Raw genomic sequence first — 16649 nt, forward strand, 5'->3', positions numbered from 1 at the left:
CGGGCTCAGAAAGAGAAAAGCCGCCCGGAGGCGGCATAACGATTGATGCACTACTTAGCTTCTGGATTCCACGTAAGTTGAGATTTTGGCCACCAATACGGTGCTAATCCAGAGGGTTGGTACTGATCTTGAGGGGTATCGTCGGACTGAAATTCTACCCCGACGACATCTCCAATATCGCTTTTCGCGTTCTTACCCTTGCACGTGATAGTCATAACGCGCTCCCCATTCTCTTTTAGGAGCGTCTTTTCACGCATGGCGCTTCGACAGTGAATCTGTACGGATACTTCTGGTTGTGGGACGTTAAACGCAAAAACACTGATACGCGAATCATCTGAACTTGATTGAATTCGTGTGTCCAGCCCGATAGGCGTCCCCCAGTCTAAATCTTGAGCGTAGAGGTTTGAACATAGAATAACGAGTACCAGAGCGATATATTTCATGTTATTTGCCCAGTTCGATTTAGTAATCAAAGGCATACCATCCACTTCCGTTGCAGGCGATGTACGCTGTGTTTGATCCGCCGCCCGCAGTGACTTGTTGGTGCCAAGTTGTGATTGCTGCACTCGCATCGGTTATAAAAGCGTGCATACCTCTTGTTCCCGATGCGCAAGTAGGCAATGCCGAGAATGTGGTTGGAGAAAGCTGGAGCGGGACGTTGGCGGAAACAGACGCGGCAGCAACCGAGAGAGGCGAAGCCGCGCCGTTGTAAAACTGAAGGTTGCCGGAGCCATTGCTGATCAAGTACCACGTCGTTCCGGTTGTTGTGTTATGTACGCCGAGCGCTGGATTCGCATTTCCATCAACGATTATGTTGTTCGCGCTTGCGTGGAGGTTTTGGCTAGTGTCCGCATACACCGAGACCGGCATCTGGGTGCCAGACGCGTTGTACGTCATAAAGTACATCGGCATTGATGCCAAAGCGCTCGACGTGTACGCCGCAGATGCCCCAACAATGATTGCCGCCGTTGAGGCGGACCCATCGTCAACAGTGAGACCAGTTTTCCACGGTTGAGTGCCGGTGATGTTTTTATTCTGACCTACATAGAAGGCATTGAATTGCCCAGTCGGCTGCGTTTCCGCGTAGACAATAGAGGCAACCCCAGCAACGTTACCTGTGGGCTGCGCCGTTCCAACTTTATAGAGCGATACATCAGCCTCAATTGACCAGAGCTGACCTACATTCAGGCCTTTTCCGTAACCGCAATTTGTCGTGCTATGGTTTTCGCAGTTAATGGCTTCGGTGTTCAAGCCATATGCAGAAGCGCCACTGGCTAGTATGCCGGATTCACCGTATAGACCAACGGCATCGCGAAGCGTATTGCTGGTTTGCGCATAGCCGGAAACGCCGCTGTCAAAAATGTGCGCGCCGGTCACCGACCCACTCGGCGAAGTCACCGCACCGACGACGCCATTGATCTGGTATCCGACGCCAGCATACTGATCAGAAATCGGAAATCCGCCGATCACCGAGCGAAAATAGTCGGTAGACGTCGACAACCCTGGATATGCATTCGAGACAGCCTGATTGCTGCTCCATGTCACGCCTGTATTGAGCAGCGGTAAGGCCGCACCGCTCGTACCGATAGGCAAATTCGCAGCAGGCAACACTCCTGTCACGCCGGTGGTCAGCGGCAACCCTGTCGCGTTCGTCAGGACGGCCGACGATGGCGTGCCGAGATTTGGCGACGTGAAAGTTGCAGATCCACTGACCACCAGACTCGGCACTGTCAGCGGCCCGGTAAGCGTACCTCCTGCTATCGGCACATAGAGCGAGAACTGGTTGTTGAGCTGCGCAGCCCCGAGAATCGTCCCAGGCGTGAATTGCGCACTCGTGGTCAGCGAAACAAGCAGCAACGCGATGGCAGCGAGAATTCGTTTCATGGTTGGATATACAGTCCAGGAAGCGGCACTATGCCAAAGATGATTGGCCGAGGATGAAAGTCAGATCCAAAGCCCCGGTTTCACCGTACGCAAAATTGAGATATGTGTGCGCTGGTTTGATGGTTCTAAGCTCGCATTCGAGCACCGCACTACCCCAGCTAGCGAGCGCTTGTCCCACGTATGACTGCCCGGTGGAAAAATACGTTACCGTCTGCGCCGGCGCGTTGATGCGCCACGTAAAGGCCCAATCCTGCGTTCCTAAAGCCGCGCCGATCGACTGCTGACCAACCCGGAACGGCGTGAACTCGGTTACCGTGACTTCGAAGCCAAGCGCTTTCGCAAAAGCCGTGTAGTACGGGATCGATTGGCCGCCGCTATTCGTCAGACGCGCGACGACCTGCTGCTGCCTGCCCTGCAGCGTCGGCGATTCGCCTGCGCATGGATCCGGAAGACCAAGCGTCGATTCCCACTCAGGCAGTAGCTCGACCGATGTAGCAGGAAACGCATCGACGAGAAGCTGGTTATTCGCTGCCGTATGCCGCTGCCATGTCGGCGACAGCCCAGCGATCACCTGCGCCTGAACGGACGCCGGATCGCGCGGCCACACCAGCCCGCGAGGCATCAGCGCATGAATCGCTGAGGCGAAATCGCTCGCTGCATAGTTCGGTGCGGCCATTTACGCGTTCCACGTGATATTTCCGAGCACCGGAAGCTGGCCCAAGGTGCCCTGGATGTTTCCGGTCGGCGTCGTGATCACGAAGCCGGTCGTGCCGGTAATTGCCGCGATCGCCGACTCGATGTATGAGAGTGCAATCACTCCATTCGTCGTCGGCTGGGCATTACCGGTCGTCGTGCCGATCGGATTGCCGTACATCGCGAGCACGCCGGCGATTGCTGACGTCACCAACGCCTTCGTCGCAGCGCTCCAGCTTCCGGTTCCAGCAATCGTGAAGTTCACAACCTGCTGACTCGGCGCGCACACATAAACGAGCGCGGTCGCTGGACGAAGCGGGTAGATATAGTTCGCGATGGTCAGTTGGTCGCCAGTCGCCCCAACGCCGCGCCATTCGCTCGTCGCGACACCGTTTGTGCCGACCGGGAATCCATTGTTTAAGGACTCCGCGCTATCTAGCATCGCATACACGACCACGGTGCCCGCACCGAACCCGTTAGGATTGCACCACGCGCGCGTGACGCCGCTTACCTCTTTCGCCCACGTAACATAGTCCGGCACCGCTCCGCCCTGCGGCGGATTCTGGTACGCAAACAGCATCCGCGAGCGCAGGCTGTCATCTAGCTCAATGTCCGCGCCACCAGTGAATGCCGCCGTCACCGACCCGGTCGACGAAATCCCTGCGATCGAGGTGGCCAGCGTCATCACCGTGCCAACCGCGCAATTACCGAAGGCACCCGTCAGGCCCGTCGGGTCTGCGTTCGCCTCGGCATTCACGGTCACCGAATTACCCGAGACGGTGCCGAGCGAGGTCGTCGTGTACTGGACGCCGTCGCCGCGCGTAACGAGCGTGCCAATCGGGATCTGGTAGCCGTTCGTGCCCGGGAACGTGATTTGCCCCGGCGTCACCGCGCCGGCCTGCGTCGCGGGCTCGCGATAGATGTTCTTGAGCGCTGCCCATGCCTCCAGATACTCGTCGGTGGCAGTGAACGGGTTCGACTGGAGCGCAACCCAGTCGGTGTATCCATACTGCGAATTGGCGAGGCCTGCGAGTGCGCGGCCGAGCACATTTAGGCTCGAAAATCGCAAGAGCGGGTCCGAGCCGGCCGGGCTCACCTGCAGATCGGCTGCTACCTGCGCGCGGATCTGCGAGAGTGTCGGTCGTGCGTAAGGCATCTCAATTTATCCCCGACCAGGCCCAAGAGTACTGGCCCTTCGAAAGTATCGTTCCCGTCGGCGAATACGCGACGATCGTTGCACCCAGCATTCCCCTGCGCACCCACTGCGTAGTGATGTCGAATTTCCCGACAACACCATCGTCGACCATCCATTGCAGCGCTTCCGCCAGATAGTCGTACGCAAGCTGCAAAGTCTGCGTCGTCTGCTTAGCGCGCTTGAGCAACCACATGCGCGAGCCGATCGGCACATCGTCGTCCGCCCACCAGCCGCGCGGGTCGTTCGTCCCGTCGGGAATGACGTCGCCGGATTGCGCCATACGGTCCGTGAAGATGCTGATGAGGATCGCAGTCTCGATGTCGTTGCCTGTCGCGAGGACAGGCCCGTTCATCGTCCAGTCGCCGCGGCTATTCGCCGAGTCCCATGAAATTGCGATGTCTGCCATTGCGCTCGGCATAAAAAAGCCCGCGCGCGGCGGGCTGTGTCATGTACTCGACGAAAGCTAGTTCGCCATCTGGTTCGAGGTGCCCGGCGCAGCCGGCACGTAATGGTTGTGACCGTTGACCGCGCCATTCGGCAGATTGATGTCGGGCGCGGTGATCGGTGCCGTGAACGTCGCGGTGCCCATCGTTCCACTTGCCCCACTCTGGCCGATGTTTCCGTTGATCTGCACGTTGCCGTTCAACACGATGGTCGGCGCATTGACCGTCAGCGTGCCTCTGGCATTGCACGTCACATTCTCGGCATCGTTCACCACCACGTTCTGGCCTTTCGCCTCAACGATGATTCCGCCGTCCGCAGTCAGGTAGACCTGCTTGCCATCTTGACTGTAGATCATTGATTCGCCAGCCTCTAGACCGGTCGGCCTAGACGATTGGTGATTCGTTCCGATCACAGCGCCGGCAGACCGCTCACCTGCGACATGGAGCGCAATCACATCCGAATCGATCGGCGGATTCGAAGTGAAACCGAACTCGGCGACGCGATACCGATTGTCGGCAGTTTCAAGTCCATTCATTTGGACTTGAATGACTTGCACAACGCCAGAGTCATTGACGTACTTCACGCGGCCGCGCCCGACGATCGAATCGACGTTGCGGCGCATACGGTAATCCGGCACCGAGCTCATGAATTCGCTCCGCTCACAGTGTTGATGTCGGGTGCAATCGGATAAAGCGTCACAGGTTCCTGGTAGAACGCCTGCGGCGGCATGATCGTCAGGTCCGCGCGCGTGCCCTGCTCGTTTCGCAGATACGTGACGTCGGCGATAAGCCACGTCTTCGGCGTGAGCTTCAAACCCGGCAGATCAATATCGACGAGCGTGTTTGGCTCGTAGAGCGTCCCCGACGAGTCGCGCCAACTGTCCGTCGAAAGGCGAACTTGCATCGAGCGGCCCATGCGCGCCGCAAGTTCCCAGTTGGCACGCTGCTGCGCGACCGTTGAGCCACCTGCGACGTTTTCCGACACGATCGCGCGATAGCGCAGCCGCGGCACGCCAGGATCCGTGACGTGCGCGATGAGATTGCCACCGTCGCCGATGTCCTGAAACGTATCGAGGCCCTGATACACCGCATCGTAGTCGGAGAAGCGACCATCCATGCTGTACATGCCGCCGGCAGACGTTACGTTCACGCCCTCTGTGAATCCGCTCGACGCCTTGCGCGTACCGATCGAACCGGAACCGGCGCCGCCGTTCGCGAGGAGCAAACTGCCGTCGGGCTGGTCGTAGAGCAACAGCGCGCGATAGCGGCAGATTCGCTCGAGCACCTCATACACCGGCTCGCCGACCATGATGTTCAACTGCGGGATCGGATCTCCGATCGCCGTGCCAGAAGCGACATTGACGTCGATCCCATAGACAGCGCACAGTTGCTTGGCGATCTGGTCGACCGTCAGGTTGAGCAGTTGCCCCCCAGTCCACTTCGCCGAGCAGTCGACAAGGTCCTGACACTTGCTGCGCCCCGTGATCCGGATCGTGTGCTCACGCGCGTTGTAGCTGGGCAGGTAGCGATCGACAAACCCGGTCAATACGACGTCGGAGCCGAGCAGCACCTGCACCAGGTCGCCTGGCTGCACGATAACCTGCGAGACGCCTGGATATGGCTCCGTGAACGACACCTCGAAGTCTGATGGGCAGCGTTCGATTCCGCGCGAAACCCGCAGCGACGTCCATCCGGTGATGTCGCGCCCATTCGAGGCGTAATATGTCGGCTCGCCAGCAGACGGATTCGAATCACGGGTGCATGTAGAAACGCGAAGAGTAATTTCGTCCATATACAAATCGGGACCAACCATGTCAAATCTGAAGGGCCTCGGCGCCGTACTGAGCATCGGGATCGCCAATATCGCGCACGCCGCCGTCACCTATTCGTACACAAACGTACCTGTGGCCGTGATCTGCCCTACCCCCGGCTTGACTGCTTACCTAGAAAGTGACCAATCTCCGCCTCACTTTTCTGCCGAGTGGAAACATGAAGCTGGCGTTGCACACTGCAGGTCGGTTAAGAGCGACAGGCCGCTTATCGTCACCAAGATCGGCGAAACAACATTCCGCGGCCACGTGTATCCAATGGCCGAGATTTTCCCGGCCGGAGTTGTCATTTCAGCCGATGGGTTCGGTGGGCCCTACTACATCAGCTCGACTCGTATCAAAACTGCCCCATCGGCTGCTCAGGTCCGCGCAAATCTGAAATCACTTAACCCGACGGTAGTCCACTACTTGACGGGTGGCATCGATAGCCCTATCGGATCTTCAGCCCCTTCGCAATGACCTTCAATTGGACAGCGCCTTGAACGTCGTCGGCATGAAGGCCGGATGAATCGGCGCGACCTGCTGCACAAGCTGCTGCTCGCGCGTCGGATCGCGGTAGATGCGGTTTGCCAGCACCAACGACGGCAGCGACGCATTGAAGGTGAACGTCGCGATCGATACGAGGTTCGCGCCGCGCGCCTGGAGATCGGCGACGACAGCTTGCCGAAGTGCCCGAAGCGCCACGTATGAGTCGTCGTCGCCAGCGTCGCCAGCAACATCGGACTCGGCATCAATCAACTCAACGGCCGCGCCGAGCACCGAATCCGCATCCTCCTGCGATGACGGCTGATATGTCGTCAATGTCGTCGCAAGCTGCGCGAGCGCGTATCGCCGGAGCAGCGCCGCCATGGCCGTCTGCATGGTTCCCATCGCCGCGCCAATCTGGCCAGCCGGCACGACGGCCGAGGGCGAGTACTGCGCGAGCGTGCTCACGAGACGCACCGCATCGGCAGGCGCCGTCGCCGCAGCGGCTACGGCAGCTACGTATGCCTGAGCGGCCTCGCCGAGGGTTGCGGAATCCGAAGGGTTCTGCGCGGCGGCCTGAAGCGCCACGCCTTCCGCTAGAACCGACGTACGCGCGGCCGACGAAGCCGACAACAGATCAGCTGCTGTCGTGTTTGTCGAAGCCTGCTGATTGCTCCCGGAGATGCCGCTATTGCCGCCGCCGAACAGGCGCCCGAAGTTTCCCGCAAGCGTGGACACTGCGCCAATTATGCGCTTCACGTCGTTGATCGCTGTGACGCCGATCTGGTACCAGCCCACTGCTGTAGAAACCGCTTGCTGCACAACAGCAGCTCCAGCGGCAATTGAAGTTGCCGTGGTCTTTACAAAATCTGCTAATGCAGCGATCCCTGTCAAATTGGCATTCTGCGCGTTCGCGGCACCGGTCGAAACTATCGCCGTCGGGAAAAGACGATTCCCCGAGACAATCAGCGTCAGCCTGAACTCGAAGGCTCGGCCCAAATCGCGCCGCTCTATCGTTTCCACACCCAGGCAGCAGACGTTCTGCACGGTGCCGAGCGTCGGATGCACGAGTGTTTGGCCACCAGCCGTCTCGCAAATGGAGAGCAACGCCTTGCGCTGAGAGATAACGTCGCCGCCCCCGGTGATCAGATCACCCTCAACGAGGAAGCCGAGCACCTCGAACTGGCGCGGGCGCTTGCCCAGATCCTCGACCCATACGTCGTCGCGAAACGGATACGTGTGGATCGAAGTCTTTCGGCCGGCGGCGGTCCGGATCGACTCGACACCGAACTGCAAGTTGCCGTAGCTCGCCTTGTCGAGCCGCTTGAACCAGTCGCCGGTGATCAGGGTTGTTGCATCGCCGATCGCGGACGCGAGGCCGCCGATGCTGCCGGCGACGTTGACGGCATCTGTGATCGTGCTCAATCAAACCTCCTAGATACCGTCGAGCCGGTAGTTCACCTTCGTCGGCAGATAGCTGCCATCTTGCGTTTTCGCCTCAGGTCGCACGCCGGGAGGCACGTTGTCGAACGTTACGTGCAGCGTGTTTTGCTGCATCTGCGCAACCCGAACGTCGTGATCGTCCGCTCCAGAGCTGGGCGAAGCAGTCGCCGAATCCGATTGGCTCTGATCGCCACCCGGAACTTGGGACGACGAATTCTTACCGGTCAGACTCGCATATACGCGATCGGCATAGGCCTGCCGGTTCGCGATGTTCGCCTCGGCCGCCCCTGGCCGCTCAAATTCGCGAGCCTGAATCTCGGCCGCCTGCTCCGGGGTTTTAGCCATACGGATTCGCTGGTCGGCCTGGCGTTCCGTGTGCTGCATTTCCCACAGATAGAAATCGGTCTGTTCTCCGAATGTCCCCTGCTCGACCCGATGGCCGAACATCTTTTCGAACTGTTTCGCTCGGTCCTTTCCCCACTGAGCGATACCGGCATGGCCACTCGAATTGACGACACTCGGGTCGAGTCCGCCGTTTTCTTGCATCAGACTTCCGATCTGCCCAGCCGCTTGCGCATCGGTGTAGCCCGCAGCCTTGAGCCGACCAAAGAGATAACTTTGACGGTCTGCGATAGCGGCGTTCGGCGCGTTCGCGGCGGCGCGGCGTTGACCTACCGGGTCGCCGTCCCATGTATTACTCTGCTTACCTGCGAGGTAGTCCGACTCGCCGGTGTTCAGGTTTTCCGAATGCAGCAGGGCCAGAATTCCCGCAAGCAGTGGTGCAGAAGCAAGCGTCGCAAGCGCACCCACTGCGGCCGGAATAGTCACGGTGGTTAGACTCGTCAGCGCGCCTATCATCGACAGGACACCAGAAATCGGGCCCGCAAATGTAATAGCCGCGATTGCTATAGCAACGCCCTTGATGCCGCCGATCGCGTCGTAGAAGGCGCTGGCCTTCGACGCGACAGAATCCCAATCAATCTTTGAGACCCAATCGACGAAACGCTGCACGGCCCCTGAAATTTTGTCGGCGATGCTTGCTCGGTTCTTATCCAGCCATTGCGAGATGCCTCGGACGACAGGATCCAGCACCGGGATCAGAGACGAGCCGATACTGTTACCGAGCCCCTCCACTGATCCGCGCAGATCGGAAATGTCCTCGTTGAACGCCTTCGCCTTCGCGATTTCCGCATCCGTTGGCACCATACCCTGCCGGTAAGCGCGCGCCTTGTCGGCGCTCCACGCGCCCTGCTGGATCATGGGCAGAAGGCCACCCATACCGAACGTGCCCGCTGCGTCACGCTGCGCCTCGACGGAATGCTGCCCCTGAATAGCCTTCAGAAGACGCATCTGCGTCGTGTAATAGTCGACGGAACCGTCCTTATTGCGCGCGATTTGGACGCCCATTTTCTGGAGCACCAGAAGCGCGTGCGGATCAGCTCCGTTCGCCGCACCGCGAATCGCCATTTGCGATGCGCTCATGCTTGAATCGAATTCTTCCGCCGACACTCCTGCGCGCCGCGCGGCGACGTGCCAGGCCGCGAGGTCCTGCGCGTTCATGCCAAGCAATTTCGAGGTCTTATTCAACGTGAAGCCGAACGATCCAAAGCGCACAGCAAGAGCCGAGAGGCCCGCGAGCGACGCGGCACCGCCTATAGCAGTCAGGCCGGGAATGATCTCGACAATCTTGTCGACAACCTTGCTCGCCGACGTTGCTGCGGCCCGAAAGCTTTTTTCCAGCTTCCCGACGCTGCTTTGTCCGAGATCACCGAGTTTAGTCAAGCGCTTTTGTGCCTTGTCCACGGGCTCCGTCACCGTGCCTAGCGCGGCCTGAATTTTCTTGACTGTCGCTGTCGCCGCATCATCGGCGCGAATGCGAATGACGAACTCTTGAGCCAAGCCCGACTCCTTATTTCATTCTGGTACCTTGGTCGGCCCACCACTTCACCTCACGCCATGTGAGGCTTCGGGTTTCGCTCGGCTGCCACCCATAAAATTTGGCAGTCACAGCCACCACTCGCTCCCAGTCTACTGGGAGCCCGCGTCGTTTCCCTCGGGGTCGTCCTGTTCCGGCGGCGTAATGAAACCGATCATGAAGTCCTGCGCCTTGTAGAAGTCGCGCACGCCGACGCGATCGATCACGGGGAGCGGGACACCGGAGACGATCGACACGAGAAATTTCATCGAGTCGATCGCGTTTTCCTTCTGCGTCTTCTTGATGAACTGGCTGAGCTGCGACACGTTCGGCTCGCACAGGGTGATCTCGGTATACACCGTCTCATCTCCGCCGCCACCGAGCGTGATTGGCTTCGCAAGCTCGATCGTCATTTCATCCGGAACCGGCAAGCCGGTCTGATTGATGATTGCGCTCATGCTTTAGCCCACGCTGACGGTTTGTTCGGAGACCTGCGGACCTTCGAACTTGACGTCAAACTTCGCGTCCTCCGTGTCCACTTCCTGCACGTCGGTCGTGCCCATGTTCCGGCCGGTGACGATCTTGCCGTTCGCAAGTGTCCCGATTACGGTCGCATTGCGCATAGCGTTGAACGCCGCGACGGTCAGATCGCCCGCATCCCGGATCGACATCGAAATCGAACCCGTGACCGGCGCCTCTTTCCAACCGTGAAACCCGTCCTGACCCACCATGGCTTCGCGTTTGACGGTCGACGGCGAGTACTTGAGGCTCCCCTCGAGTTGGTACGTCACGCCGTCGACAGTGATCTGCGCAACACCGGCAATAAGATTACTGGACATTGAATGCCCTCCTGAAATGAAAAACCGCCCGAAGGCGGTTCTGCTTGAATGTCTAACCCCATAAGAAGCTCGGGTATCAACCTGTTCGACTTGCGCAAATTCTCAGTTGCAGGAATAACCCGGAGGTTGTGCGGAACGTGCAGCCCGCAGACCAATTTCCCGCGTATAGGAATGATGTGATCAACGTGATGCAAGATTCCCGTCTCCTTCGTGAGGCGGTTAGATTCCTTGTATTTCGCATGAATCTCAAACAAATCTGCCCACCTTGGAGTCGCGCGGGCAACCTCTTCGCGCCTTCTAGCGCGAAGTTCGGCGGTTTTCCCGGGGTTCGCCTTACTCCACTCCCGATACCGCTCGAGGTGTCTCGCATACCGAATCGGATCACTCAACTCACGGCGCTTGGCATCCCGCGACAGCTTGCGGTCATATTCAGGATCACGCCGGCGTCTCGCCAAAACCTGCTCGGATGCGCGACGGACTAGCTTATCTCTATTGCGGTTATAGAAATCTTTGTACGCAGCGGATGCGCAACTCTTGCAATGCGCCGCCAGTCCATCTTTAGTGTTCTTGTTCCGACTAAACGCGTCGGCCGCAACAGCATGAACCTTCTTGCATTTTGAGCACAGCTTCGAGCCAGCATTCATAGTCGAGACTGAATAACGAGAATTTGGCCTCCGCATGCACGGATATGAAGGCGAACGGATGCAACTCCGCTAGTTCAATCGGAACTGGACCAGCGTCGCGAACGTGCGCATCTGATTGACCGGGATGCCCGGCCACAGAATGTCTAGCCGGTTAGGATTCACGGTGTTTTTCTGCACGACGAGCGCGTCGTTGAACGTTGCCGCATCCTGCACGAACCCTGCGTCGACGCGCTCGGCATACAGCGCGCGAATGTCGGCGGCGATGGTATTCGGCGTGACGAGGTTCGACCCTGAGGCTGGCTTCGAACCATTGTCAGCCAGCTTGCACCGCGCATATTTCGATGTCAGCATCGACTGGAGCGTGCGGATTTCCAGCATTAGCTGGAACATCGTTTCGACTTCGAGATAGCTATCGTCGGCGACGCCCTGCGAGTTCTCCTGATACGTCGTGATGATGTTCTCGGTCTGCACCGTGCCATCGGCTTGAACGGTGAAAGTCGAGATTCCGTCATACAGCAGCGTCTGGCGCTGGCTCGAAATGAACTGATTCGCGACCGGAGGTGCCAGGACGCCTTGTAGCGGCAAGTACTGCAAAGGGACGCCCGGATCCGCGCGCACACTGACTGCCGCTTGCGCACATAGTGCTGCCGCCCAAATCCAGCTCGGCGTCGGACTGCCGTAGAAGCCAAGGATCGTTTCGTGCTGGTTATTGCGCGCCAAGCCGAGCGTCGTCTGCGAGGCGAAAGTGCCAGCATAGGCGCTGAATGCATGACCATACAACTGCTCGAGCCAGCTCCAACGCCCTGTCTGGTCGTTGAGCAGCTGCTTGACCGCATCAAGCGAGGTTGAATCGGTATATGGGTTGGCGATGAAGTCAAACGTCGTATTGCCGAGATTGCCGAGCGCTGTGGTGAGCGTCGGATTCACCGCGCCGCCGGCCATCGCGGTGATCGTGTACGCCAAACCCGCTGGCGTCACTTCACCGTTGACCGTGCCGTAGTAGTTCATGCGGATGTCGATTTCGTTTCCGCACAGACCCTTGTTATCCGCAGTGAGCGTCACAGTGCTCGTGCTCGCCGAGGCAGTCACGGGCATGTTCGCGATCGCATTGATCGCAGCGGTAACAGCCGCTGCGATAGATGCCGTGGTCTGCGAAGCAGTCACAGGCACCGATACGAGTATGCCTGCGATGTAGAGCGCGATGGTGCCAGCCGCCGTAGGCGCGGAGGTAAACGCGATCGACCCTGCTGCGGCGGTCGCCCCTGCAGCGTCGGCGAGCGGCAAATACCAGACCTCGCCGAAGCTATCGTTCAGGCGATAGGCGTTCGCCATATTCGCGAGCATCGAGCTCGCTCCGCCTTGGGTCGCAGCATCGCCGATACCGCCTGAAATGACGGGCACATTAGGCGTAGCGATACCGGTCGAAGTGATCTGCCCGATGATCAGCGCGCGCTGATTCGACTGCGCAGTGTTGGCCTGCGAGTTGTCGAGCTCGAAAAACGCGCCCGGCAGCCGAAGAGTCGAGGGAATGACCTTAAACGGAACCGTGCTCATTCCTTTTCACCGTCCTTCGCAGCAGCCGTCGCAGCGGAGGCCTTTGCGGCGTCCATGCGCACGACGTCACCGTCGTTGAGAATCTTGTTCCAGAGAATGCTGTCGTCGGGCACTTCGATGCCATCCGCCGGCAGCAATTGCTTCGTCTCCGGGTTCCTCACGGAGAGGCCCGGTGCAGGTTTGACGCGCATGCGGCGCTCTCCTACGAAATGGGGTTGGGAAAGTCGATCGAGAAGCCGGGCTCGACGGTGCCGTCCGGCTCCTGCACCCGCATGTCGATACCTGCGAGAGGAACACCGGCAATCGGATAGAAGTCTTCGGGACCCTGCGTAAACTCGATCTCAAGACGCATCTGCAGTTCTGCCATCGGCATATCGCCCTCGGAACTCGTCGTAATTTCTGACTCGACCGAGGAAAATTGCTCGATGATCTGCACGCCGTTCGTGTCGACCCACAGAGACGTGTTGTTGATGAGCGTTACTTCGATCTGGCTTTTCAGCTTTTCAGCCGCGGCCAGAGCCTGCGCCGAACCTGCGTCGCCAATAGCAGCGACTGCGCGCGTGCGCGCATAAATCTCAACCGTCGTCGTGACGGAGAACAGCGGAGCATTCTTCCCAAGCGAAGTCTTTCGCTCGCGCGGCGCGCGCACGAGGATGCATGGATACGCATTCTGAGCAGTCGGCCAGTCGAAAGGCGAATACACAGAAGCGCCTGCATCCGTCACGTCAGTGAGACCTTGGACGACGATCGCCCGAATATCGGCAGACGTGGTCATGGGAGGCTCACTTTGCTCAAAAGCAGGCGCGCACCGCCGCGACTGTCGACGCGGACCTCACGAACGAGGTAAGAAGCACCGGTGCTTTGAACCGTCATGGCATCGTTCTGTGCCGGCGCTACGGCGAACTGCGATAGCTGCACGCCAAGGCATGCCGACACCGTGGTAACGCCCGTCGTGGCATCCTCGAACAGGACTTCCTTGAGGTAAGCGTCGTCGAAAACGCCAGTGATCTGGAATGCCTCGCCGCCCTGGGGCGTGTAACTCACTGGCTCGCCGAATACCCCCACCAGCGGCCCAATGACGAGGCCATTCCAGTCGACGGCCATTTACGCCTCCGAACGGCCGCTTGCGAGAACTTCGGGACGGGTGCACAGGTACAGCGGGTACGAGTACACCTCCATCTTCCACCACATGCGACGCTGAATGTCGGGGATCGGCAGCACGTACACCGGCGAGCCCGGCTGGTTGACGAACTCAGCCGACTCGCCCGGCGCGAGCACTTCCTGGAAGATGCCCGGCGCGTTGACGGGGAAGAACTTGACCTTGTCGTCGGGGATCTTGATCGTCGCGTTATCGTCCGAGCCGCGATAGTTTACCCACGTGATGCCGTCGAACTCAAACGACGCGAACGCGTCGCCGAACGCGTCGTCGCGGATGTCGCGCGCGCCCTCCCAGTTCAGGAACGTGCGGATCACGTCCGGATGGTTCGAGAACTGGTCGTAGAACGTGTCGCCGCACAGCGCCATGATGCGCGTCTGATTGGTGAATGCGCCCTGCGCTTTGCGCGCCATGTAACGCTTCACGTTGTTGATGATCGGGCGCAGACTGTTCGCCGTACCGGCCGCCAGATTAAAGCCGACTTCCTGCGCCTGCGTGATCTCGAATTCGTCGAACCAGTTATAGAGGATGCTGCCGTCAGCCGGATTGAGGACGAGGCCCTGCACGGCGGCGAGACGCAGATACTCCTTCGTGTACTCGACGCTCGCGAGCAAACCCGTCGGACCGGCGAGACGGCGCGCAACTTCGCGCTCGAGCTGCATCGGCACCGTGATGATCTGGCCGGTCGGACCTTCCGGGAACTCGCGGATGTTCTGGATTTCGTACGTGTGGATCGTGTCGTCGTGCATCAGACGCGGCACATCGAAGTAGCGCAGCTTACGACGCTCGGTCGTGCGCTGCGTGCCTTCAGTTCCGCGCTCGCTGAAGCCGATCAGCTTCAGCGTGCCGGTGCGCTCTTCGACCGAAACGGCCGTCGTGCGAATCGGGTTGGGATCGAAGATGTTCAGCCGACCGAGCGCACCCGGTTGGTACGGGTTGCGTTGCACGCCCTGGGTGAGGGTGAGTGCGGAAAACGCGTCGCCGTTGAAAATGTCGATGATTTCGCCAGCCATGGCTTATTCCCTGAAAAAAGAAAAGCCGCTAGCAAGCGGCCTCAATGCATTCACGAAGGCCGCCCGTAGGCGGCGTCTGGTTCGGTACGGTGTTCAGCGGGCGACGATCGTCAACGCCTTGAGTTGCACGAGAGCGGTTGCGATCGCTCCTGCGCTCATGCCCGTCGGCCACACGAGTTCCGACGCATTCACTTCGGCGAGGCGCGTCACCACTGCGCACGGCTTGTCTGCCGAGGTGACGTCCTTGGTCGCGAACAGAATGCCGCTCGGGATCTGCGAACCGTCGGTGTTCGCCGGGTCGAACGGCTTGAACTTGCTCGAGCCTGCGGCCACGGTCACGGCGAAACTGTCGCCCGCTGCGAAAGCGGTGCCACCGGCGGTGATCGTGAACGACAGGCCGCCGCCCTTGAAAGCGGTGCCCGCCACACCGTGACCAACCTCTGCGCCGGTCGGATCCGACACGACGAAGTGGGTCGAGTCGTCGAACTCGACCGTATAGACGCCCGCTTGTGCCGCATAAGGGACGCGGTATGGCCGAGATTGCACGTGACCGTGCTGACGCAGTAACGCGACTGGCCCGCACCAATGCGCGTCGCTGCGTCGCGCCGTCCCCGAACCTGATGGCAGACCGTACCGCCGCCGCAGCGCGACTCGATGCGCTTGACGTGGAGCGCGACGAAGCGCGCCGCGCCGAGGCCGCGCAGGATCGCGCCGCTGCCGAGCGAGCCGCCGCCCTGGCTGATCCCGTGACCGGCGCCCTGACCGCCTTCGGCGTAACCGCGCCGCGCGCGGAACTTGTGACCGGACTCGCTTTCGCGGGCGTACTTGAGGCGGTCGCGTGCTTCGCTTGGCTGCTCGCGCTGCGTCCTAAGGTCGTGACTGAATCACCGGTAATGCCCGCCCAGCAAGGGAGTAACGCCTCAGTAACGGCGGCAGTCATGCCCGAGAGTCATGCCGCGCCAGTCTTGACCGTCACTCCCGCTGACGCACCCGCGTCGATCCTTTGCCTTGTTGACCTGTGCTATCTGACCGTGCAACGCTCGACCGAGATCCGCGCGCTGCGCTGGAAGAAGGAAGGCACGGCAGCAAACTGGATCGATCGCGACAATGGCGTGATTCACTTCATGCCATCGAAAACGCAGGACTCGAGCGGCATTGCCGTCGACTGGCCTATCACGCCGGAGATCGACGCGGTGTTGGAGATCGCGCGCGGCCTGGGAAAGATCAAGGGTCCGCATGTGATCCACAAGGCAACCGGTGCGGCATGGAAAGCATCGGACGCTTTGAAGGTCTGGCGCGACGCATGCAACCGCGCGAAGCTGCAGGAGTTTGGCTACACGATCAAGGACATCCGGGCAAAGGCGATTACGGATGCGCGCCGCGCCGGCTACGATATAGACGCCCTTCAGGTGGCCGCCGCACATGCCGACAAGGCTACGACCGAGATCTATTTCAAGGACCGGACGGTGCCCGTGAGTAACGTCCGTCTCGCGATCCCGAAGTCTGCGTAATCGGGAAAATATTAGAAGAAGGGTTCGCGGATATTAGAAGCGCCTTGCTGGATAAGGGTTTGCGG

At 59.8% G+C, this 16649-nt stretch carries 18 protein-coding genes; 2 read left to right on the forward strand and 16 right to left on the reverse strand.

All coding sequences use genetic code 11. The features are described from left to right. Positions 1 to 462: 462 nt before the first annotated feature. The 6 genes from F4827_RS08325 to F4827_RS08350 form a co-directional block, all read right to left on the reverse strand. A complete protein-coding gene (locus F4827_RS08325) occupies positions 463 to 1884 on the reverse strand; it encodes a hypothetical protein (protein ID WP_183723753.1) in 1422 nt (473 codons plus the stop codon). A 28-nt stretch (positions 1885 to 1912) separates the two neighbouring features. Then, positions 1913 to 2560, reverse strand: a complete 648-nt coding sequence (locus tag F4827_RS08330) for a YmfQ family protein (RefSeq protein WP_183723485.1) — start codon at positions 2558 to 2560, stop codon at positions 1913 to 1915. Continuing rightward, complete coding sequence (locus F4827_RS08335; RefSeq protein ID WP_311735578.1) at positions 2561 to 3673, reverse strand: baseplate J/gp47 family protein; 1113 nt, start codon at positions 3671 to 3673, stop codon at positions 2561 to 2563. It lies immediately after the preceding gene. A gap of 61 nt (positions 3674 to 3734) precedes the next feature. After that, positions 3735 to 4178 carry a phage GP46 family protein gene (locus F4827_RS08340; protein ID WP_183723487.1) on the reverse strand — a complete coding sequence of 148 codons (444 nt, stop codon included), beginning with the start codon at positions 4176 to 4178 and terminating at the stop codon, positions 3735 to 3737. A gap of 57 nt (positions 4179 to 4235) precedes the next feature. After that, a complete protein-coding gene (locus F4827_RS08345; protein WP_183723488.1) occupies positions 4236 to 4862 on the reverse strand; it encodes a phage baseplate assembly protein V in 627 nt (208 codons plus the stop codon). After that, positions 4859 to 6028 (reverse strand): phage baseplate assembly protein, encoded by a 1170-nt coding sequence (locus tag F4827_RS08350; protein ID WP_221303633.1) that lies wholly within the window; start codon positions 6026 to 6028, stop codon positions 4859 to 4861. Before F4827_RS08350 ends, F4827_RS08345 begins: the two co-directional genes overlap by 4 nt. On the opposite strand from F4827_RS08350, the gene F4827_RS08355 reads away from it, so the two are divergent. Further along, complete coding sequence (locus tag F4827_RS08355; RefSeq protein WP_183723490.1) at positions 6027 to 6503, forward strand: hypothetical protein; 477 nt, start codon at positions 6027 to 6029, stop codon at positions 6501 to 6503. The genes F4827_RS08350 and F4827_RS08355 overlap by 2 nt on opposite strands. 3 nt (positions 6504 to 6506) lie before the next feature. On the opposite strand, the gene F4827_RS08360 is transcribed toward F4827_RS08355, so the two are convergent. From F4827_RS08360 to F4827_RS08405, 10 genes are all read right to left on the reverse strand, one after another. Next, positions 6507 to 7934: a DNA circularization protein gene (locus F4827_RS08360; protein WP_183723491.1), complete on the reverse strand. Its 1428-nt coding sequence runs from the start codon at positions 7932 to 7934 to the stop codon at positions 6507 to 6509. Positions 7935 to 7943: 9 nt separating this feature from the next. Continuing rightward, positions 7944 to 9851, reverse strand: a complete 1908-nt coding sequence (locus F4827_RS08365) for a phage tail tip lysozyme (RefSeq protein ID WP_183723492.1) — start codon at positions 9849 to 9851, stop codon at positions 7944 to 7946. A 129-nt stretch (positions 9852 to 9980) separates the two neighbouring features. Further along, on the reverse strand, positions 9981 to 10325 hold the full coding sequence (locus tag F4827_RS08370; protein ID WP_183723493.1) for a phage tail assembly protein: 345 nt from the start codon (positions 10323 to 10325) through the stop codon (positions 9981 to 9983). A 3-nt stretch (positions 10326 to 10328) separates the two neighbouring features. Then, the gene (locus F4827_RS08375; protein WP_183723494.1) at positions 10329 to 10706 is read right to left on the reverse strand and encodes a phage tail tube protein; all 378 of its coding nucleotides are present in this window, start codon (positions 10704 to 10706) and stop codon (positions 10329 to 10331) included. A gap of 713 nt (positions 10707 to 11419) precedes the next feature. Then, positions 11420 to 12682 carry a phage tail sheath subtilisin-like domain-containing protein gene (locus tag F4827_RS08380; protein WP_260184462.1) on the reverse strand — a complete coding sequence of 421 codons (1263 nt, stop codon included), beginning with the start codon at positions 12680 to 12682 and terminating at the stop codon, positions 11420 to 11422. A gap of 218 nt (positions 12683 to 12900) precedes the next feature. After that, the gene (locus tag F4827_RS08385; protein WP_183723496.1) at positions 12901 to 13095 is read right to left on the reverse strand and encodes a DUF2635 domain-containing protein; all 195 of its coding nucleotides are present in this window, start codon (positions 13093 to 13095) and stop codon (positions 12901 to 12903) included. 11 nt (positions 13096 to 13106) lie between these two features. After that, positions 13107 to 13679: an ABC transporter permease gene (locus tag F4827_RS08390; protein WP_183723497.1), complete on the reverse strand. Its 573-nt coding sequence runs from the start codon at positions 13677 to 13679 to the stop codon at positions 13107 to 13109. Then, on the reverse strand, positions 13676 to 14008 hold the full coding sequence (locus tag F4827_RS08395) for a hypothetical protein (protein WP_183723498.1): 333 nt from the start codon (positions 14006 to 14008) through the stop codon (positions 13676 to 13678). Before F4827_RS08395 ends, F4827_RS08390 begins: the two co-directional genes overlap by 4 nt. Next, entirely contained in the window at positions 14009 to 15073 is a 1065-nt protein-coding gene (locus F4827_RS08400) for a major capsid protein (RefSeq protein ID WP_183723499.1), read from the reverse strand. Positions 15074 to 15166: 93 nt separating this feature from the next. Further along, positions 15167 to 15619 (reverse strand): head decoration protein, encoded by a 453-nt coding sequence (locus F4827_RS08405; protein WP_184123791.1) that lies wholly within the window; start codon positions 15617 to 15619, stop codon positions 15167 to 15169. Between F4827_RS08405 and F4827_RS35145 the strand changes: the two genes are divergently transcribed. Further along, the gene (locus F4827_RS35145; protein ID WP_260184467.1) at positions 15604 to 16584 is read left to right on the forward strand and encodes a tyrosine-type recombinase/integrase; all 981 of its coding nucleotides are present in this window, start codon (positions 15604 to 15606) and stop codon (positions 16582 to 16584) included. The two genes, F4827_RS08405 and F4827_RS35145, sit on opposite strands and share 16 nt — an antisense overlap. Positions 16585 to 16649 lie beyond the last annotated feature (65 nt).

Origin of the sequence: Paraburkholderia bannensis, assembly GCF_014200455.1 — a bacterium.
GTDB lineage: Bacteria > Pseudomonadota > Gammaproteobacteria > Burkholderiales > Burkholderiaceae > Paraburkholderia > Paraburkholderia bannensis_A.